Genomic DNA, 18,645 nt, shown 5'->3' with positions numbered 1-18,645 from the left:
TGAAAAAAAGCTTGCCGTCTGTATCAGACGCGCAAGCTTTTTTGTTATGCTTCTTTTTGTTCGGCGGTTTCCAGCAGTTCATCAAACGCCAGTTTTTTCACTTCGATATATGCGACGTGGTGGCCGTCAATTTCATTAATGATAAATTCGCAGCCTTCTTCGATAATCGAGTCGTATTGTTCGACGTCGTATTTCTGGGTAAGGAACCAGCCGCCGATGGTGTCGACCTCGTCATTTTCTAAATGGATGCCGAGGAGTTCGTTCACTTGATCAATCAGGACCTTGCCGTCAAGCATGTAATGGCCGTCGCCGAGTTTGCGGATTTCATTGATTTCATCGATATCAAATTCATCACGGATTTCTCCGACGATTTCTTCAATAATGTCTTCAACGGTGACAAGCCCCGCGGTTCCGCCGTATTCATCCGACAGAATCGCCATATGAACCCGTTCCTTCTGCATTTTTACAAGCAGATCGTGAATCGGTGCCGACTCAATCACATGGATGATCGGATTGACAAAATCCGTAATCGGCGAGTCGACTGATACTTCGCCGCTGATGCAGGCGGTCAGCACTTCTTTAATGTTAATAACGCCGATAATATTATCTTTGTCACCCTCTTCGACAGGGTATCGGGTATATTTTTCAATCTGAATGATATCCATCATTTCAGAAATTTTAATATCATGCGGCAGACTGACGATTTCCGTACGCGGAATCATGATTTCTTTTGCAAGTCTGTCGTCAAATTCAAAGATTTTGTTCACATATTTAAATTCAGACTGGTTGATTTCACCGCTTTTATAGCTTTCCGATAAAATGATGCGCAGCTCTTCTTCAGAGTGGGCAAGCTCATTTTCAGACACCGTCTCCAGACCGAACATCTTCGTTAAAAGACGGGCGGAGTTGTTCAGAAGCCAGATAAACGGGAACATGATGCGGTAAAACCAAATGAGCGGTTTCGAAAACAGCATTGAAACGGCTTCCGCTTTCTGGATGGCGACTGTTTTCGGCGCCAATTCTCCCACGACCACGTGTAAGAATGTAATGATCGCGTAGGCGAGAATAAATGAAATAATATGCGATAATGAGCTTGGTACGTTTATCTTTGTGAAAAGCGGATGAAGCAAGCGTTCAATCGTTGATTCGCCTAAGACACCAAGACCGATGGAAGTCAATGTTATGCCGAGCTGGCACGCCGATAAATACTCATCTAAATGCGTGGTCACTTTTTTGACACCGATTGCGGCTTTATTTCCTTCTGCTATAAGCTGGTCAACCCGTGAGCCTCTGATTCTGATTATCGCAAACTCAGATGCTACGAAAAATGCCGTCAGCGCGATTAAAACCGCGACTAAAATCAAATTCACAATGTCCAATTAGAACCTTCACTTCTTTTGGGAAGATGAAGGTAACACCTCCTGTTAGTAAGATAATGGTTTAACTTAACAGCAGCATAAATGATTGAAGCACTGCAAGCTTTTCAGGAGCCAGCCTTTTTTTCAGCTGGGCGCGCTCCTCTGGTTCAAGCTTTTCAAACCGATTCAAGATCCCGGAGATGTTTTGATTCATGTGATCAATTTCCGATGCCAGGTTTCCAACATCGTCAGGCAGGGCTGAAGAGGGAAACTGGTTCTCCAGTCGATCTTTTATATCAGACAGGGCCAATCGCTGCTTTTTACAAGCGACTATAAACTTTAACCGATTAAGTGCAAGTGTATCGTAGTAACGATAGTTCGAACAAGACCTGTCAGGCTTTAAAAGCCCGAGGTTTGTGTAGTAATCCACCGTGCGTTTCGTTACACCGGCAAGCTCTGCTAATTCACTGATGCGATAAGTCTCAGCCCCATCTAAATCCCTCCCCAACCATCACGTTATAGTTATGAGAATAGTTTAATATATGAAGGGGAGTTTGCACAAGTTTATTGTTTTCCGTCTTTCTCCTGAAACGGGGCGGCAGGCTGTCTGAAAAAGCGTTGACTGCGCCATGTAAATCTTTCATAATCATTGTAAATAGAAACGGCAGAAAAAGACAGAAGGGACAGATGACAGTGGCCGGTTTATCAAGGGAAGTGACACAGAATCTGGAGAAAGGTTCATGGATACGCAAACTATTTGATGAAGGCGCTCGGCTGAAAAAAGAGTTCGGCGCCGATAAGGTGTTTGACTTTTCGATAGGAAATCCGGTTGCGGAGCCGCCTGAAACATTTAAAAAGGCGCTATGCGAAGCGGCTGAAACAGGACGGCACGGATACATACAAAACCAAGGGCTTCCGGAGGCGAGAGAAAAGGTTGCCCGCTTTTTGTCAGAGCGGTTTCAGACAGAAATTTCCGCCAGGCATACAGTCATGACGGTCGGAGCCGGCGGGGCGCTGAATGTTGCGCTGAAGAGCATTTTAAACCCGGAGGAAGAAGTCATCCTTCTTTCGCCTTATTTTGCGGAATATAAAGCGTATGTTGAAAATTACCGCGGCAGACCCGTCATCTGCCCGCTGACTGACTCATTTGAGATTGATATTGAAGCGGTTAAAGGTGCGATCACCCCCCGTACGAAAGGACTGATCGTCAATACGCCGCATAATCCGACGGGGACTGTGCTCAGCCAGAAAAACCTTAACGAATTGGGCGCCTTATTAAAAGAAGCCGAAGAGCGGAACGGCCAAAGCATATTTATTTTATTTGATGAACCGTACAGCCAGCTGATCTACGGAGAAGAGCAGGCGAATCCGTTTCAGGCGTATCACCGCGTGATTTTAGTCAGTTCGTTCAGTAAAGATCTCGGCATTGCGGGGGAAAGGCTCGGGTATATCGCGGCGGACGCCCAAATGCCTGAGGGCGATCTTCTGACGGATGCATTCGTTTTCTGCAACCGGACGCTCGGCTTTGTGAACGCTCCGGTCATGATGCAGCGCGCCGTGGCGAAAATGGATGATCTTTCGATTGACGCTGAACCTTACAGAAAGCGGAGAGACCTTATGGTGGACATCCTCACAGAAGCCGGCTTCGAATTTGAAATGCCGAAAGGAGGCTTTTTCGTCTTTCCGAAATCACCGATTGAAGACGAGGTGGCGTTCTGCATGCATGCCGCACAGAAATACAGACTATTGATCGTACCCGGCAGCGGATTTGGAAAAAGCGGCTATTTCCGATTATCTTTCAGCGTGCCTTCGGAACAGATCAGACAGTCGCGCGATATTTTCAAAGCACTGTATCAAGATTTTTCTTCATAGCTTCCAATACATAAAGATGGGAGAACGGACACATGTCGAGGAGAAATAATGGCACATCAGACATCAGCATTACAGGAATCGGAGTCTTAACCGCGGTCGGACAAGGCAAGGAGGCGTTTCTCGATGCGCTCATGGAGGGGCGGCACGCCTTTGATGTGATGAAACGCCCCGGCCGGCAGAAAGGCAGTTCGTTTATCGGCGCGGAGCTTAGCGAATTAACGCCGCCGGACGCGCTGTCGAAGCGCTTGTACCGAAGGGCCGCATTATCAGGAAAGACGGCGCTTATCGCTTTATATGAAGCGTGGCATGACGCTCAATTAGACGGCGCTGATCACAGCCGCACCGGTCTGATCATCGGCGGGTCGAATATGACGCAGCGCGAATTGCTGCAGGCCTTTGAGAAAAACGGTGAAACGCCGCAATTTGTAAATCCGACATACGGGCTTTCTTTTATGGATAGTGATTTGTCGGGGCTTTGCACGGAGCAATTCGGGATAAAAGGGCCGGCCTTTACGGTCGGCGGCGCGTCGGCAAGCGGCCAGGCGGCGGTTATCCAGGCTGCTCAAGGAATCATAGGAGGCCTGTTTGACCGGTGCATCGTGATCGGGGCGCTGGCCGATCTGTCGTACATGGAGTGTCACGCTCTCCGTTCTTTGGGAGCGATGGGCACTGATACATACGCTGAACGGCCTGAAGCCGCCTGCCGCCCGTTTGACCGGCATACGGACGGGTTTATATTCGGAGAGGCGTGCGGGGCGATTGTGCTGGAACGCGCTGAATCTGCCGAAGAGAGGGGCGCACGATCGTGGGCCGGCTTAAAGGGCTGGGGGATGGCTTCCGATGCGAACCGCAACCCGAATCCTTCAGCAGAGGGCGAAATGACGGTGATCCGCCAGGCGCTGGAGCGGGCCGGTCTTTCAGCGAAAGAGATCGATTACATCAACCCGCACGGCACCGGTTCGCCGATCGGAGATAAGACTGAATGCCGGGCGCTTTCTGAAAGCGGCCTGTCGCACGCGCGGATTAATGCGACAAAATCGATTACCGGACACGGTCTGAGTGCGGCCGGAACGGTGGAAATCATTGCTGTTCTCTTGCAAATGCGGGAAAACAAGCTTCATCCGATCCGAAACTTAACGGAGCCGATTGACGATTCATTTCAGTGGGTGACCGACGGGCCGAGCGCCCATACCGTACACCATGCGTTAAGCTTAAGCATGGGATTCGGGGGGATTAATACGGCGCTTTGTTTAGAAAATCATTTCCGAAGCAGATAACGGCAGCCTTCTTTTTGAAGGCTGTTTTTATATGATGAAAAATCTGAAAATGATGAAAGAATGGAGTTGTGATACAATAAACTATACAAATGACAATCATGCTTTGACTTAGGAGGTGGCAGGATGGGGCCCTCTGTGTAGTCAATCACCCATTTCGTTCCTCTCGCTTAAGAAAAAACGATGAAATCAGGAGGTGACGTCCTTATCCTTCAATTCGGGATAAGGTGAAATGGACGATATTGACAGTTTGATTTTAATCGGTGTGCTCATTGCGTTAACGGCATTTTTCGTGGCGAGTGAATTTGCGATCGTCAGAGTGAGGAGATCCAGAATCGATCAGCTCATCTCAGAAGGGAACAGACGGGCGGTGCTCGCAAAGCGTATCATTACGGATCTTGATGAGTATTTATCCGCCTCGCAGCTTGGCATTACACTCACATCCATCGGGCTCGGCGTACTGGGAGAGCCTGCATTTGAGCGGATGCTTCATCCTGTGTTTCAGGGTATGGGGCTGCCGGATTCTGCCGAGCATGTGATTTCTTTTGCTGCGGCGTACGGGCTGATTACGTTTTTACATGTCGTCGTCGGTGAGCTTGCGCCTAAAACGGTTGCGATTCAAAAAGCGGAAAAGCTGACGTTATGGATCGCCGGACCGCTTCGGTTATTTTACGTGTTCATGTTCCCGTTTATTTGGGTGCTGAACGGCTCCGCGAGAATTCTGACCGGTTTGGCCGGATTAAAGCCGGCATCTGAGCATGAAGGCTCCCACTCTGAAGAAGAGCTGCGGATCCTGCTGTCAGAAAGTTTAAAAAACGGAGAAATCAATCCGTCTGAATATACATTTGTGAATAAAATTTTTGATTTTGATAATCGGATCGCCAAGGAAATCATGATCCCGAGAAAAGAAATCGCGGCTGTTTCCACTGATATGGACGTGCCGGAAATGCTTGATATGATGCTGAAAGACAAATATACGCGCTGGCCCGTAACGGACGGGGACAAAGACAGTGTCATCGGCATGATCAATACGAAGCATCTCTTTTCAGATCTGCTGTTTATGACAGAAGATGAAAAAGCGGAAGTATCCATCACGTCTTACGTCCGCCCGGTGATTGAAGTCATCGAGACGATCCCGATACACGACCTGCTGATAAAAATGCAGAGAGAACGGATTCATTTGGCGATATTGTCTGATGAATACGGCGGAACGTCCGGTCTTGTGACGACCGAAGACATACTTGAAGAAATCGTCGGCGATATCAGAGACGAATTTGATGAGGACGAACAGCCGCAGATTCAAAAGCTGTCCGAACGCCATTATGTGCTGGACGGAAAGGTTCGGATCGATCAGGTGAATCATCTTCTCGGCGCAGAGATTGAAGAGGAAGTCGACACGATCGGCGGTCTTGTGCTGAAACGGAATATTGACATTTGTGCGGGTGAGTCGATACAAATCGGGGGATACACTGCCCTCATATTAGAAATGGACGGCCGGTTTATTAAACAGCTTGAACTCAAAGAAGAACAGGGCCGCCCGGGCGGTCAGGGGACAATAAACCGCCCGCTGCCCGTGCCGGAAACGGTCATGCTTCATAACGCAACCTTGAGCGAAAAATAAGCTCAAGGTTTTTTTAAATGGATATCATAACAAAGCCGCACCAGAATGCCAAAAGGCTTCCGGCTGCTGAAACAGCGATGTAGAGCAGACTTTCCTTTATGCGATTGTTCATCATCAGCTGCACGGCTTCAATACTGAAGGTGGAAAAGGTCGTAAACGCACCGAAAAAGCCCGTCGCGATGATGATGCCGGCAGAAGGATTATCCAGACCCAATCCGGTGAATATGCCGAGGCCGAAGGAGCCGAGCAGGTTGACCGCAGCCATTCCAAGCGGAATCGGAAAACCTTTTGTTCTTTCTGAAATTGTTTTACTCAGCAGAGACCGTAATACCGCTCCGATACCCGCCGCGATAAGCATCAGGACAATCGTCATGGCGTATCATGCCCCCTTCCCGCTGCGTGAAGGGCAATCCGCCGTCCCCAAAAAATGCCGGCGTATGCAAGGGCAAGACCAGCGAATAAAGTCGCGGCAGCATAACAAAAAGCCGCTGCGGGAGACGATTGCAGCAGAAAAATGGTTTCTTTTGCGAAGGTTGACATCGTCGTGAAACCTCCGCAAAAACCGGTTCCTAAAAAGGCGGTCAAAAGAGGGCGTTTAGCCCGAATGATGAAATAACCCGTAATAAGACCGAGTAAAAGGCTTCCCGCCGCGTTTTCGAGGAAAGTGGCACCAGGGAAAGATCCGCTGTGAATGTGCGCGCTCATTTCAAAGCGGAGCAATGCGCCAAGCGCGCCTCCGATAAAAATTGCGATGTATTGTTTCATATCAGCCATCCTTAGAAATAATATCCGGAAAATCAGTTACAATGCCGTCAACTGCCATCATTTGCAGCTTTTCGGCCGTCTTGTGATTTCTGACCGTCCAGGCAAATACTTTCAGGCCGTGTTTGTGAGCGGTGGAAATCAAGAACCGATTCAGGCGGGTATATTTAATATTGACATAATTTGCGGCTGATTTGTAAGCGGCCAGCTGGCTTTTGGAAAACATCCCGAAGCTGGGTCTTGCGATAATTGCAGTCGGAACGGACGGATACATGTCGTGAAAGGTCTGAATCGACTTGAGACTGAATGATTGAACGATAGGGTGGGTGGAAAAGGTAAACCTGCTTAACAGCTGGCCGACTGCTTTTTCAAGACCGACTTGAGAAATGTGCCCTTTCAGTTCAATTAAAAAACCGATTTCAGAATGATAACGCTCCAGAACCTCTTCGAGCAGGGGAATCCGCTCCCCTTTAAACTCAGCCCCATACCAGCTGCCGGCGTCCAGAGACTGCAGCTTCTTCAGCGTAAAATCTTTTACAAAACCGGAGCCGTCCGTCGTCCGGTCGACTTTGTCATCATGGATGACGACAATCTGGCCGTCTTTTGTGAGCTGGACGTCAAGCTCAATGAAATCAGCGTTCATTTCGGCAGCGATATCAAATGCCGCAAATGTATTTTCGGGCGCGTAACCGGATGCGCCGCGATGAGCGATGGTATACAAGCTTGTCAGCTCCCCTCATGGGCATTTCTGTTATTATATCAGATTCGTATATGCACAGCGATTCAAACTGGTGAATGTGCAAAACAGTATTTTTTTGGAATAAAGATAGTGCTTTTTTCGGTTTACAATCCGCAGTGATGTTTTATAATGGCAAAAAGGAGGCGAGATCATGGGAAAAGGGAGATTGAAAGTGGAAGAAAGAATTAAGGCCGAAACCGATGCTGAAATCCAAAAAGCGACTCTCCTGAAACAGACACAATCAAAGAAGAAATAGTGCCTGACCCTGTTGTATCTGGCTGAACGATGAACGAATGTGTGAAAAACCCCGGCTGTGCTCTGATGCCGGGGTTTTTCAGGCTGCCTAAAGACAATAAAACAAGCTGATGTCCGAATGTTTTAGTATAATAGATTTTCGACAAGACAAAGGAGCATATGCCATGATGACACAATTTCAGAGCTTTTTTACTCTTGACCATATTTTGCAGATCAGTATCAGCATCGGAATTTTAGCGGCTTTTCTCGTTTTGAGAAAACTGTTTGTCAAATACTTTTTTCAGCTCATTTACAAATTGGCGAACAAGCCGAAAACCGACATATTCAAACAGATTGCCGTAGCGTTTGACAAGCCGGCCAGATGGTTTTTCGTGGCGCTGGGTCTGTTTTTGGCGATTGAGTATTCGCCGTTTTTAGACGGGCAGATGGACATTGTCAAAAAAATGTACCGCTCTTTGATCATAGCGCTGATCGCCTGGGGGCTTTGCAACCTGACATCGGCGTCTTCGTTTTTATTTCATAAAGTCAATCAGCGCTTTGAGCTGGATATGGATGACATTTTGGCGCCGTTTTTATCCAAGGTGCTGCGCTTTGTCATTCTCGCGCTCAGCGTCAGTGTGATCGCGCAGGAATTCAATTATGATGTAAACGGGTTCGTGGCCGGACTCGGACTTGGCGGCTTGGCCTTCGCGCTTGCGGCTAAAGATACGATCAGCAATTTTTTCGGCGGCATTATCATCATTACGGAAAAGCCGTTTACGATCGGCGACTGGGTCGAGACGTCATCTGTGACGGGGGGCGTTGAAGATATCACATTCCGAAGCACAAGGTTCCGGACGGCGCAGGGGGCGCTTGTTACCGTACCCAATTCAACGCTGTCCATGGAAGCCATCACAAACTGGACGAGGATGACGAAGCGCCAGGTCACGTTTTCCGTTCGTGTTTCTTATGCGACGCCGATTGATCGTTTAGAGCGGTGTATCACAAGGCTCAGAGAAATGCTTCGTGAACATGAAGGCGTGCATGATGATACGATTATGGTTAACTTTGACGTGTTTGCGGACAGCTATTACAATCTGTTTTTCAACTTTTACACAAAGACCATCGTCTGGGCGGAAAGCCTGGACGTGCGGCAGGATATCAACCGCCGGATTATTGATATTTTTGCTGAGGAAGGCGTGGAGTTCGCCTATCCGGGCCAGAATGTATTCGTAAAACAGAAGAGCCACGATGATCCGGTTCATGTGAAGGATCATTCCGGAGAAAAAGAACGGGCATAACAGGCGCCGTTCTTTTTTCATGATATGATAAAAAGAAAAGGCGGTGGAAGAGTGGAAGCGTTTATAACATTGATCAATCAGGCTGAACGTATCCTGGTGCTGACGGGAGCGGGAATGAGCACGGAATCCGGCATTCCCGATTTTCGTTCGGCGGGCGGTATATGGACCGAAGACACCTCCAGAATGGAAGCGATGAGCAGGGAATACTTTGAACGCCGTCCGCGTGAATTCTGGCCTAAATTCAAACAGCTCTTTCAGATGAAAATGAGCGGAAGCTATGAGCCGAATGCCGGCCATACGTATTTGGCGGATCTTGAAAAGCGGGGAAAGCAGGTAGACATTTTCACGCAGAATATTGACGGGCTGCATAAGAAAGCGGGAAGCAGCAGTGTCTATGAGCTTCACGGTTCAATTCAGACCGCCGCATGCCCCCGTTGCGGAGCGCGCTACGGGCTTTCTCATCTGCTGAAGGACGAAGTGCCGGAATGTACGGCTGAAATCGGTGATCATGCGGTATGCGGCACCGTATTAAAGACGGATGTCGTGTTGTTCGGCGATCTCGTTCAGCATTTTGAAACCCTTTATGAAAAGCTTGATAAAGCTGATCTTCTTCTTGTGATCGGCACTTCGCTTGAAGTGGCGCCGGCAAGGTTTGTCCCTGAGGATGCGGGCCGGATTCCCGGTTTGAAGCAGGTGATCATTAACCTTGAGCCGACATATTGCGACCATTTATTTGATCTTGTCATCCATGAGAAGATCGGTGAATTTGCAAAACGGATCAGCGCTTCGACATAAAAAAAGCCGGATCATATACAGATCCGGCTTTTTTTATTCATGGACGGGAATCATTTGATCCGTCAGAACATCAAAGGAGTAGCCCTGGGCTTTCAGTTTTTGAATCAGGCTCGGTAAAGCGTGCACCGTCGCAGGCAGATCGTGCATTAAAATGACATGCGGCCTGCTCGTATGAACGCTTTCCAAATATGCGAGCTGATTCAATACTTCCGGCACGTACCGTGCGTTTTTGTACTTCCAGTCTTCACTGTCTATCGTCCAGTCCCAGTACACGAATCCGCCTTTTTCGAGATTCTTAATCTGGGCATCCGTCAATGACGGTTTACTGCCGTAAGGCGTGCGGACAAGATCCGTTTTTACTCCAGTGATTGCCTCGAGCGTATCGCGTCCCTGCTGCATTTCGTTCAGCGGCGATGTCGGTGTTTGATAAAACAGGTGATTATCGTGCGTCACGCCGTGCAGGCCGAGCGCGATTCCTTCCTGCTTCGCTCTTTGCACGGAATGCTTATAGGCTTTCATCCGCGGTTCAAGCATAAAAAAAGTGGCCTTTGCGCCATTTGCCTTCAATACATTCAACAGCTGTTCAGTATATGGAGACGGCCCGTCGTCGAAGGTTAAATATACCGTTTTTTTCCCTGGGTCACGCTCTTTCTGCAAATGTTTCATTAAGACGTCGGGAGAATCATTTTTCAGCCGCAGGCTTTCTGCTTCATCCCGAAGCTGCCCGTTTGCGGTCACGGTGACCTGTTTGTTTTTTGCGGCGGAAGCGGAATATCCCATTATGACGATTACCAGAAGCAGTCCGCACAAAACTGCTAAACTCGTAAGTTTAAAAGCTAATGAAAACAGAGAAGGGGAAGCACCTTCTTTTGTGTTGCGCATAACAATCTCTCCAGTAGCATAAGTTTCTGCATAATGCCGATAACAGCGGAGGCTTGCGAAGTGCCATAAGTTAACAGCATATGTATGTCGAATCAAGTATACAGGAACAAAACTGGAAAAGACATAGAAAAGATGTCGAATAATAAGATTTTAAGAAAAAAATAAACTCCGCAGCCGGCTCGTTCAGTATGATAGAATAGTTGACAATAACAGCTGAGAATGCACATCACGGCAGATAACGATTAGGAGGGTTTACATGAAGACATTAGTAAACGGCCAGTTGATTGATCGTGAAGAAGCGGCAGTTGATATTGAGGACCGCGGATATCAATTCGGTGACGGTGTGTATGAGGTCATCAGAGTGTATAACGGCGCCTTATTCGGTCTGCGTGAGCATATCGTCCGTCTTTTCAGAAGCGCCGCAGAAATCGGCATCACCCTGCCGTTCTCCGCAGAGGACATAGAATGGGATCTGCAAAAGCTCGTACAGGAAAACAAACTCATTGACGGCGGGGTCTATATACAGACGACGAGAGGGAAGGCGCCGCGGAAGCACCAGTATGACGAAGGTTTGGAGCCGCAGACGACGGCATACACCTTTTCAGTGAAAAAACCGGAAAATGAACAAAAAGCCGGAGCGCAGGCCATCACGGCGGAAGACAAACGCTGGCTGAGGTGTGACATTAAGAGTCTGAATTTACTGTATAATGTGATGGTAAAACAAAAAGCCTATGAAGCAGGCGCTTATGAAGCGGTGCTGATAAGGGACGGGGCGGTCACGGAAGGAACCTCATCCAATGTATACGCCGTCATAAACGGCACCGTCCGGACGCATCCTGCAAATGAGCTGATTTTAAACGGCATTACGCGGATGAAACTGTTAGAGCTGATGAAAGAAAACGGGATTGAGGTGCGGGAGAAGGCTCTTACCGAAGACGAACTCAGAGATGCGGATGAAATTTTCATCTCGTCAACGACGTCTGAATTAATCCCGATCGTAACCCTTGACGGAAAACCGGTCGGAAGCGGATCGCCGGGACCTGTAGCCAAAACGATTCAGGAGGCATTTCAGTCGCACATTCAGCAGGAGCTCGGCGTTCAGTCATAAGCTGAAAAAAGGCCGGAACACATCCGGCCTTTTTGCTTCAGTCAGATAAAAAGAGATTCGATATGCTGAACGAGTACACGGGAGATCTTCTCTTTTGAAAGACGATCAGGTTCAAGCATGGCATGCAGCGCCAATCCGTCGGCGATAGCGTACATTTTCTCCGCTTCGGTTTCTTTATCAAGATTTGGTTTCAGAAGCTTATTTTCATCCAGCCAGTCAATCAGGCCGCGGATATATGCCAAGATCCCGTCCTGCTGGGGTTGAAACTCTTCTCCCTTATGTCTGGCATAAGCTGTGAAAGCGAACCATACCTCCATTTCAGCCATCGTTTCTTCGTCTGTCGGGATAATTTCAAGCATCAGACGCACCGCTTTTTCTTTCGGCGGCAGATCTTGCATGGCAACTTCGTTAATTCTGGCGGCCGCTTTTTCTTTTACGAGTGTCATCGCATACCCTAAAAGCTCATCCTGGGTGGTGAAATAGTGCCTCAGCGCGCCTAAAGAAAGACCCGCTTCTTGGGCGATGTTTCTCACTGTCGCTCCTTCCATTCCCCGCTCCAAAATCGTCCGCCAAGTGGCTTCGGCTATTTGTTTTCTTCTTTTTTCATGATCGATTATTTTAGGCATGGTTCCAGTGTAACAGGAAATATTTTTTCTTGCAATTTTGTAATACAGTTGTATTAAATAAAAAGCAGTGATACAATGCATTTTAGAAAACGATAAGGGGGAACCGGATTGAACGCGATTGCTTGGTTGATTGTCATTTGTGAGGCTGCTTTTTGGGCGGCTGTCATCTTCGGATTGGCGGCGCGCTATATATTCAGGCGGCAAAAGCTCGGAATGTTTTTTTTCGCTCTCATTCCTATATTGGATGCCGTACTGTTTCTGGCGGCCGCAGCTGATTTATACAGAGGGGCGGCGGCGACTATGGCGCATGCAGTGGCGGCCGTTTATATCGGAGTGTCTGTCGCCTTCGGAAAAAGCATGATTCAATGGGCGGATGAGCGGTTCCGCTATTATGTGGTAAAGGAAGGGGCAAAACCGGTCAAGCGGTACGGACTGGATTATGCCAAACATTATGCAAAAGGATGGGGAAGACATGTATTAGCATTTGTCATCGGCGGCGTTCTTTTAGCCGGAACGGTATTTCTCATTCAGGACGCTTCCCGCACTGAAGCGCTCAGCGGACTGTTAAAGGGCTGGTCTGTCGTATTGTGCATCGATTTTTTGATCATGGCGAGTTTTTTTGTGATGCCGAAAAAAAGAAAAAACAGCCGGGAGCTGTAAAAAAAGCAGCTTTTGATTAAGCTGCTTTACAGAAAGAATTATTTTACGATCAGCACGGGAATATCGGATTTCGATGACAGTTTTTCACTGACGCTTCCGAATAAAAGTTTTTTCAGCCTGTTCTGGTCCCGGCTCCCCATGACGATCAAATCCGCCGATATACGGTCGGCATGCTCGATAATGGCATCAGCGGGATCACCTTCTAAAATGTCGATATCCCCGTCAATCTGGCTGTCGTTCATCAGCATTCTCGCTTCCGCAACGATTTCTTCCGTACGGTCTTCATAAATCATCGGATCAGGGGAGATTCTTTCCGCCTGGAGCGGGTCAGGAACGCTTGCAATCCCGCCGCCGATATACGTTGCCCCGGCTCCCGGCCTCGGGGGATCAACAATCGTCTGGGTATCTTTTGCATTGTGGGAATGTACGACCGTTAAATCTGCGTGAAACGTTTTTGAAAGGTCTATGGCTTTTTGGAGCGCTTTTTTACTATCATCACTTCCGTCAAAAGCTGCTATCAACCGGTCTGCGTGAAACATCAGCCTCATCCTTTCAGTAAAAAAGGTTTGTTTTACAATACCCGTGCAGCAGAAATGTAAAACCTGCATTGACAAAAAAAGGATTTGTTTATATGATGAAGGAACAATATAGGGAAAAAGGAGGTATGGATCATGTCAAAACTAAAGCTTGTCAACTCATCTTCAGCTGAATACCGGCGTGACTCCCATACAGCTTCCGTTTTCTGAACATTTGCTTAAAAACGGGGCAGTCGCGTATAAACGGCGGGTCTGTACCTTATTTATAATAATAAGAGGCATGGAGCTGAGGCTTCATGTCTTTTTTTATACAAAAAAATGAAAGAAAGACAGGTGTGATGCATGTGGCGGCATTAGCGAAAACAATGAAAAACAATCCGGAAAAGCTTGAGGGCGGCTGATTGATGAAAGGGGATGACGGTATTTGTTTACTGTATTAAAAAAGCTCGCGTGGTTTTTTAAAGCCTATTGGCTGCGCTATACGACAGCGATTGTTCTGTTATTAATTGTGAATGTCATTGAGATGTTTCCGCCTAAACTTCTCGGTAACGCGATAGACGATATGAAGGCGGGCGTGTTTACGAAAAGCGGGATGCTGTTTTACATATGTGTTTTTCTCGCATTAACGGCAGCCGTCTATTTACTGTCTTATTTTTGGATGTATCAGCTTTTCGGCGGGGCGAATGTCATGGAGAAGATTCTCCGATCAAAACTGATGGGAAGGCTTCTTCAAATGTCACCGCCGTTTTACGAGAAATACAGAACGGGCGATTTAATGGCGCGGGGGACAAATGACCTGCAGGCCGTCAGTATGACGACGGGCTTCGGGGTCTTAACGCTCGTTGATTCGACGATGTATATGCTGACGATATTTTTGACAATGGGGCTTCTCATCAGCTGGAAGCTGACATTTGCCGCGATTATTCCGCTGCCGATAATGGCGGCTGCGGTCAGCCTGTACGGAAAAAAGATCCATGAGCGGTTTACGGAAGCGCAGGATGCTTTCGGATCATTAAATGACAAGGTGCTGGAGTCGGTATCCGGCGTCCGGGTCATCCGGGCTTTCGTACAGGAAAAAAATGATGTCAGCCGGTTCGGTGATATGACGGCGGATGTATATGAGAAAAATATGAAGGTGGCGTTTATCGATTCACTTTTTGAACCGACTGTGAAACTTCTCGTCGGCCTCAGCTATCTCATCGGTCTCGGCTACGGCGCTTATCTCGTTTTTCAAAACCGGCTGACGCTGGGAGAGCTGGTATCGTTTAACGTGTACCTTGGAATGATGATCTGGCCGATGTTTGCGATCGGAGAATTAATCAATATCATGCAGCGCGGCAATGCCTCCTTGGATCGTGTCAATGAGACGCTTTCCTATGAGCCTGACGTGATCGGGCCCAAGCGCCCCGCCGGCATCAAGGAGCCCGGGCGTCTTGTTTTTGAACAAGTGACTTTCACGTATCCGAGCGGAGCGGGACCGGCGGTTTCCGATGTATCTTTTTCCGTAGAAAAAGGGCAGACACTCGGCATTGTCGGGAAGACGGGAAGCGGAAAGACGACGATCATTAAGCAGCTGTTGCGTGAATATCCGCCCGGGGCGGGAGCAATCACGTTTACAGGCGTTCCGATTCAGGAGATCCCGCTTGAGGAGCTCCGCGGGTGGATCGGCTATGTGCCGCAGGATCATATTTTATTTTCTAAGACTGTAAAGGAGAATCTGCTTTACGGACGGCAGGATGCAAACGAAGAGGAAATCGGCGGCGCGCTGAAAGATGCGCATTTTGAAAACGATATCGGCATGCTTTCCGACGGGCTTGAGACGCTTGTCGGCGAGAAGGGCGTAGCGCTCTCGGGCGGACAAAAGCAGCGCATATCAATTGCGAGAGCGCTTTTGACCGATCCTGACATTCTCATATTAGATGATTCGCTTTCTGCCGTAGACGCGAAAACGGAAGCCGCCATCATTGACAGCATCCGTAAAAAACGGCGGCATAAAACAACGATTATCACCACCCACCGGCTCTCGGCAGTTGAACACGCAGATCTCATTCTCGTCATGGATGAAGGCCGGGTATCTGAAAGAGGCACGCACCGGGAGCTATTGGAGCAGAACGGCTGGTATCGAAAACAATATGAGAGGCAGCAGCTGTTCTCTCTTGAAGAAGGGGGGACGGGCGCATGAAGACCGGGAGAAGATTATGGAATTACGCGCTTCAATATAAGAAGCTGCTGATATGGGCGGTCGTCCTGCTCATTATTGCGGTCGGCACTGAGCTGACCGGCCCGTTTATCGGAAAAAAAATGATTGATGACCACATTCTCGGCATTGAAAAAACATGGGTTAAAGCCTCTGCGGACGATCCGGGCGCCGTCAGGTTCCGGGGGCATGATTATGTCAGGGAGGACCGGCTCAAACCGGGGGCGGATAAAACCGGCGAGGCGCACATTTATCAAGTCGGTGCGGGCTACTATTTTGTTGACCGTCCCGTCAGTTTTGACGGAAACCGTTCGGTGGCTGACGGCCGGCTGACAATATCAAACGGTAAAGAAAGCAGGTCATATCCCGCCATTACGTTATCAAGACAGGAGATTTTTGAATTTTACCGTCCGGAAATAAAAGGATTGCTGACGTTGACCGCCATTTACGCGGGACTGCTCATGTTTTCCGTATGTTTTCATTACGGTCAGCATTATCTGCTGCAGATGGGAGCGAACCGGATCATACAGCGCATGAGGCAGGATGTATTTTCACACATTCAGAAAATGCCGATCCGCTACTTTGATAATCTGCCTGCCGGAAAAGTCGTGGCCCGCATTACGAATGACACAGAAGCGGTCAGGGATTTATATGTAACGGTGCTGTCGACATTTATCACAAGCGGCGTTTATATGCTCGGCATTTTTACGGCGCTGTTTATGCTTGACGTCAGGCTGGCCGCCGTTTGCCTTCTGATTATTCCGATTTTAATGATCTGGTCGGTTGTGTACCGCAAATACGCATCCGTCTTCAACCAAAAAATCCGTTCCATTAACAGTGACATCAATGCGAAAATGAATGAGTCCATTCAAGGGATGCCGATTATTCAGGCGTTCCGCCGCGAGAAGGAAACGATGAAGGAATTTGAAGAATTGAATGAAGCTCATTTCCGATACAAAAACAAAATGCTGTCCTTAAATTCTCTCATGTCCCACAGTCTTGTCAATGTGTTGCGCAATCTGGCGTTTGTCGGGCTGATCTGGTATTTCGGAGGCGCGAGTCTGAGTGCGGCCGGAATTGTTTCGATCGGTGTTTTATATGCATTTGTTGATTATTTAAACCGTTTGTTCCAGCCGGTTACGGGGATTGTCAACCAATTTTCGAAGCTTGAATTGGCCCGTGTCTCTGCCGCCAGAGTATTCGAGCTTTTACAGGAGGAGGAAACGGAAGAAGAAGGCGCTCCCGCAGACAGAAAGGCGGAAGGGACAGTGGAATTCCGCGATGTTTCTTTTGGATATCGAAAGGGAGAAGAGGTGCTGAAACACATCAGCTTTACAGCTGAAAAAGGGGAGACGGTCGCCCTCGTCGGCCATACGGGGTCCGGCAAAAGCTCCATCCTGAATCTTCTGTTCCGTTTTTATGATGCCCAAAAAGGGGATATCCTGCTGGACGATAAAAGCATATACAGCATGTCAAGGCAGGAGCTGAGATCCCATATGGGCATTGTGCTGCAAGACCCGTATCTTTTCTCTGGAACGATCGGCTCCAATGTGACCCTCGATGATCAGCGTATTTCTTTGGAGCAGGCGGAAGAAGCGCTTCGCCAAGTCGGCGCCGCAAGTCTTCTGCAATCTTTGCCGAAGGGCATCAGAGAGCCCGTCACTGAAAAAGGCGGCACACTGTCCTCAGGCCAGCGTCAGCTGATTTCTTTTGCAAGAGCGCTTGTGTTCGATCCGGCCATTTTAATTTTGGATGAGGCGACGGCGCACATTGACACCGAAACAGAAGCAGTCATTCAAAAAGCGCTGCAAGTCGTTCAAGAAGGGCGCACGACATTTATTATCGCCCATCGGCTTTCCACGATCAGACACGCAGACCAGATTCTCGTGCTGGAAAAGGGCCGCATCATTGAAAAGGGAAGCCATGACGAATTAATGGCGCAAAAGGGGCAGTACCATCAAATGTATGAATTGCAGAAAGGAACGGCGAAATCCGCGGTGTAATCGGAAAGGGTGAATCTAAAGAGATTCGCCCTTTTTTTCATTCAGTAAGCCAGTCCTACCCGTTTTCTGACAAACTGCGGGCTGATCAGCTCGCGGTACAGAAAATGCGCCGTGTCTCCGACTGTGATTTCGGCGCCGTCTTCAGGAAGGCGATCCTGTTCGAACCGGTAAACTCCGGCAGCGTCTCCGTCAGGAAGGTAGGTAGGGCAGATGATCGTCCAGTCAAGATCCTCTGCCAGCAGCATCTCGTATACGCGGGCGTGTTCCTTTGCGGCTCTTGTTGATTTTCGTTTTGATTCTGCCGATTCAAAACGGTATTGATCAGGCATAAGCCGTGATTGAAGGATACCCGCGGTGCCGATCGTAATCAGACGCTGAACATGATGCCGTTTCATGCCGTCTATTATATGGGTCATAGCGGCTGAAAGGGTATCGTCACCGTCCGTGCCGAGACAGCTCACGACTGTGTCCGCTTTGGAAATCAATCGGCTTACATCTTCCCGCCGCCTCGCATTCCCTGTTATGATCTGTTTTTCAGGAATGGGAAGGACTGTTCCGGCTGATCTGACAAGAGCGAATATTTCCATGTGTCCATGTTTCTGCGCTTCTTTTATAAAAGCCTGTCCGACTCTTCCCGTTGCTCCGAGTAAAGCGATGTTCATGTAAAAAACCTCCTC

At 48.4% G+C, this 18,645-nt stretch carries 19 protein-coding genes; 10 read left to right on the top strand and 9 right to left on the bottom strand.

From position 1 onward, the window contains the following. Positions 1–44: 44 nt before the first annotated feature. Entirely contained in the window at positions 45–1,379 is a 1,335-nt protein-coding gene (locus ACWJJ5_RS09555; RefSeq protein WP_017417354.1) for a hemolysin family protein, read from the bottom strand. Positions 1,380–1,440: 61 nt separating this feature from the next. Beyond that, positions 1,441–1,866 (bottom strand): MerR family transcriptional regulator, encoded by a 426-nt coding sequence (locus ACWJJ5_RS09550; protein ID WP_014304704.1) that lies wholly within the window; start codon positions 1,864–1,866, stop codon positions 1,441–1,443. A 179-nt stretch (positions 1,867–2,045) separates the two neighbouring features. Between ACWJJ5_RS09550 and ACWJJ5_RS09545 the strand changes: the two genes are divergently transcribed. From ACWJJ5_RS09545 to ACWJJ5_RS09535, 3 genes are all read left to right on the top strand, one after another. Next, positions 2,046–3,230 (top strand): pyridoxal phosphate-dependent aminotransferase, encoded by a 1,185-nt coding sequence (locus tag ACWJJ5_RS09545; RefSeq protein WP_003155305.1) that lies wholly within the window; start codon positions 2,046–2,048, stop codon positions 3,228–3,230. A 32-nt stretch (positions 3,231–3,262) separates the two neighbouring features. After that, a complete protein-coding gene (locus ACWJJ5_RS09540) occupies positions 3,263–4,507 on the top strand; it encodes a beta-ketoacyl synthase N-terminal-like domain-containing protein (RefSeq protein WP_024085071.1) in 1,245 nt (414 codons plus the stop codon). Positions 4,508–4,736: 229 nt separating this feature from the next. Further along, on the top strand, positions 4,737–6,125 hold the full coding sequence (locus tag ACWJJ5_RS09535; RefSeq protein WP_454022371.1) for a hemolysin family protein: 1,389 nt from the start codon (positions 4,737–4,739) through the stop codon (positions 6,123–6,125). 13 nt (positions 6,126–6,138) lie between these two features. Here ACWJJ5_RS09535 and crcB read toward each other — a convergent pair whose 3' ends face one another. The 3 genes from crcB to ACWJJ5_RS09520 are packed head-to-tail and all read right to left on the bottom strand — an operon-like array spanning position 6,139 to position 7,608. After that, the gene (crcB, locus tag ACWJJ5_RS09530; RefSeq protein WP_121984134.1) at positions 6,139–6,498 is read right to left on the bottom strand and encodes a fluoride efflux transporter CrcB; all 360 of its coding nucleotides are present in this window, start codon (positions 6,496–6,498) and stop codon (positions 6,139–6,141) included. Then, entirely contained in the window at positions 6,495–6,890 is a 396-nt protein-coding gene (locus ACWJJ5_RS09525; protein WP_070081569.1) for a fluoride efflux transporter FluC, read from the bottom strand. The genes crcB and ACWJJ5_RS09525 overlap by 4 nt, the downstream gene beginning before the upstream one ends. Before the next feature lies 1 nt (position 6,891). Further along, positions 6,892–7,608, bottom strand: a complete 717-nt coding sequence (locus tag ACWJJ5_RS09520) for a glycerophosphodiester phosphodiesterase (RefSeq protein WP_121984135.1) — start codon at positions 7,606–7,608, stop codon at positions 6,892–6,894. A gap of 169 nt (positions 7,609–7,777) precedes the next feature. On the opposite strand from ACWJJ5_RS09520, the gene ACWJJ5_RS09515 reads away from it, so the two are divergent. The 3 genes from ACWJJ5_RS09515 (at position 7,778) to ACWJJ5_RS09505 (ending at position 9,956) form a co-directional block, all read left to right on the top strand. After that, a complete protein-coding gene (locus ACWJJ5_RS09515) occupies positions 7,778–7,882 on the top strand; it encodes a YhdX family protein (protein WP_003155299.1) in 105 nt (34 codons plus the stop codon). A gap of 163 nt (positions 7,883–8,045) precedes the next feature. Continuing rightward, positions 8,046–9,161, top strand: a complete 1,116-nt coding sequence (locus ACWJJ5_RS09510; protein WP_003155296.1) for a mechanosensitive ion channel family protein — start codon at positions 8,046–8,048, stop codon at positions 9,159–9,161. A gap of 24 nt (positions 9,162–9,185) precedes the next feature. Then, positions 9,186–9,956 carry an NAD-dependent protein deacylase gene (locus tag ACWJJ5_RS09505; protein WP_217904172.1) on the top strand — a complete coding sequence of 257 codons (771 nt, stop codon included), beginning with the start codon at positions 9,186–9,188 and terminating at the stop codon, positions 9,954–9,956. Between the two features lie 33 nt (positions 9,957–9,989). Here ACWJJ5_RS09505 and ACWJJ5_RS09500 read toward each other — a convergent pair whose 3' ends face one another. Then, positions 9,990–10,838, bottom strand: coding sequence for a polysaccharide deacetylase family protein (locus tag ACWJJ5_RS09500; protein WP_025649537.1), 849 nt, complete (start codon positions 10,836–10,838; stop codon positions 9,990–9,992). A gap of 256 nt (positions 10,839–11,094) precedes the next feature. Here ACWJJ5_RS09500 and dat point away from each other — a divergent pair, with 256 nt between their 5' ends. Beyond that, the gene (gene dat, locus ACWJJ5_RS09495) at positions 11,095–11,946 is read left to right on the top strand and encodes a D-amino-acid transaminase (protein WP_146283673.1); all 852 of its coding nucleotides are present in this window, start codon (positions 11,095–11,097) and stop codon (positions 11,944–11,946) included. Between the two features lie 41 nt (positions 11,947–11,987). On the opposite strand, the gene ACWJJ5_RS09490 is transcribed toward dat, so the two are convergent. Next, positions 11,988–12,572 (bottom strand): TetR/AcrR family transcriptional regulator, encoded by a 585-nt coding sequence (locus ACWJJ5_RS09490; protein WP_265210048.1) that lies wholly within the window; start codon positions 12,570–12,572, stop codon positions 11,988–11,990. Positions 12,573–12,680: 108 nt separating this feature from the next. Here ACWJJ5_RS09490 and ACWJJ5_RS09485 point away from each other — a divergent pair, with 108 nt between their 5' ends. Further along, the gene (locus ACWJJ5_RS09485) at positions 12,681–13,232 is read left to right on the top strand and encodes a hypothetical protein (protein WP_060657740.1); all 552 of its coding nucleotides are present in this window, start codon (positions 12,681–12,683) and stop codon (positions 13,230–13,232) included. A 38-nt stretch (positions 13,233–13,270) separates the two neighbouring features. On the opposite strand, the gene ACWJJ5_RS09480 is transcribed toward ACWJJ5_RS09485, so the two are convergent. Next, complete coding sequence (locus ACWJJ5_RS09480) at positions 13,271–13,771, bottom strand: universal stress protein (protein ID WP_003155289.1); 501 nt, start codon at positions 13,769–13,771, stop codon at positions 13,271–13,273. 421 nt (positions 13,772–14,192) lie between these two features. Here ACWJJ5_RS09480 and ACWJJ5_RS09475 point away from each other — a divergent pair, with 421 nt between their 5' ends. Together ACWJJ5_RS09475 and ACWJJ5_RS09470 are read left to right on the top strand one after the other, a co-directional pair. Further along, positions 14,193–15,950 (top strand): ABC transporter ATP-binding protein, encoded by a 1,758-nt coding sequence (locus ACWJJ5_RS09475; protein ID WP_071392047.1) that lies wholly within the window; start codon positions 14,193–14,195, stop codon positions 15,948–15,950. Further along, positions 15,947–17,968, top strand: a complete 2,022-nt coding sequence (locus tag ACWJJ5_RS09470; RefSeq protein WP_278071696.1) for an ABC transporter ATP-binding protein — start codon at positions 15,947–15,949, stop codon at positions 17,966–17,968. The genes ACWJJ5_RS09475 and ACWJJ5_RS09470 overlap by 4 nt, the downstream gene beginning before the upstream one ends. A gap of 41 nt (positions 17,969–18,009) precedes the next feature. Here the strand turns inward: ACWJJ5_RS09470 and ACWJJ5_RS09465 are convergent, their stop codons facing one another. Further along, the gene (locus tag ACWJJ5_RS09465; protein ID WP_003155285.1) at positions 18,010–18,630 is read right to left on the bottom strand and encodes an NAD(P)-dependent oxidoreductase; all 621 of its coding nucleotides are present in this window, start codon (positions 18,628–18,630) and stop codon (positions 18,010–18,012) included. Positions 18,631–18,645 lie beyond the last annotated feature (15 nt).

The sequence above is a fragment of the Bacillus sp. JK74 genome, from assembly GCF_053663395.1.
Note: the sequence above shows the minus strand (reverse complement) of the source record. Positions and strands in the feature narration are given on the sequence as shown.

Coding starts and splice junctions, on each gene's coding strand:
- ACWJJ5_RS09545 (WP_003155305.1), top strand. CDS start 2,046: ATGACAGTGGCCGGTTTATCAAGGGAAGTGACACAGAATCTGGAGAAA.
- ACWJJ5_RS09540 (WP_024085071.1), top strand. CDS start 3,263: ATGTCGAGGAGAAATAATGGCACATCAGACATCAGCATTACAGGAATC.
- ACWJJ5_RS09535 (WP_454022371.1), top strand. CDS start 4,737: ATGGACGATATTGACAGTTTGATTTTAATCGGTGTGCTCATTGCGTTA.
- crcB (WP_121984134.1), bottom strand. CDS start 6,498: ATGACGATTGTCCTGATGCTTATCGCGGCGGGTATCGGAGCGGTATTA.
- ACWJJ5_RS09525 (WP_070081569.1), bottom strand. CDS start 6,890: ATGAAACAATACATCGCAATTTTTATCGGAGGCGCGCTTGGCGCATTG.
- ACWJJ5_RS09515 (WP_003155299.1), top strand. CDS start 7,778: ATGGGAAAAGGGAGATTGAAAGTGGAAGAAAGAATTAAGGCCGAAACC.
- ACWJJ5_RS09510 (WP_003155296.1), top strand. CDS start 8,046: ATGATGACACAATTTCAGAGCTTTTTTACTCTTGACCATATTTTGCAG.
- ACWJJ5_RS09505 (WP_217904172.1), top strand. CDS start 9,186: ATGATAAAAAGAAAAGGCGGTGGAAGAGTGGAAGCGTTTATAACATTG.
- ACWJJ5_RS09500 (WP_025649537.1), bottom strand. CDS start 10,838: ATGCGCAACACAAAAGAAGGTGCTTCCCCTTCTCTGTTTTCATTAGCT.
- dat (WP_146283673.1), top strand. CDS start 11,095: ATGAAGACATTAGTAAACGGCCAGTTGATTGATCGTGAAGAAGCGGCA.
- ACWJJ5_RS09490 (WP_265210048.1), bottom strand. CDS start 12,572: ATGCCTAAAATAATCGATCATGAAAAAAGAAGAAAACAAATAGCCGAA.
- ACWJJ5_RS09480 (WP_003155289.1), bottom strand. CDS start 13,771: ATGTTTCACGCAGACCGGTTGATAGCAGCTTTTGACGGAAGTGATGAT.
- ACWJJ5_RS09470 (WP_278071696.1), top strand. CDS start 15,947: ATGAAGACCGGGAGAAGATTATGGAATTACGCGCTTCAATATAAGAAG.
- ACWJJ5_RS09465 (WP_003155285.1), bottom strand. CDS start 18,630: ATGAACATCGCTTTACTCGGAGCAACGGGAAGAGTCGGACAGGCTTTT.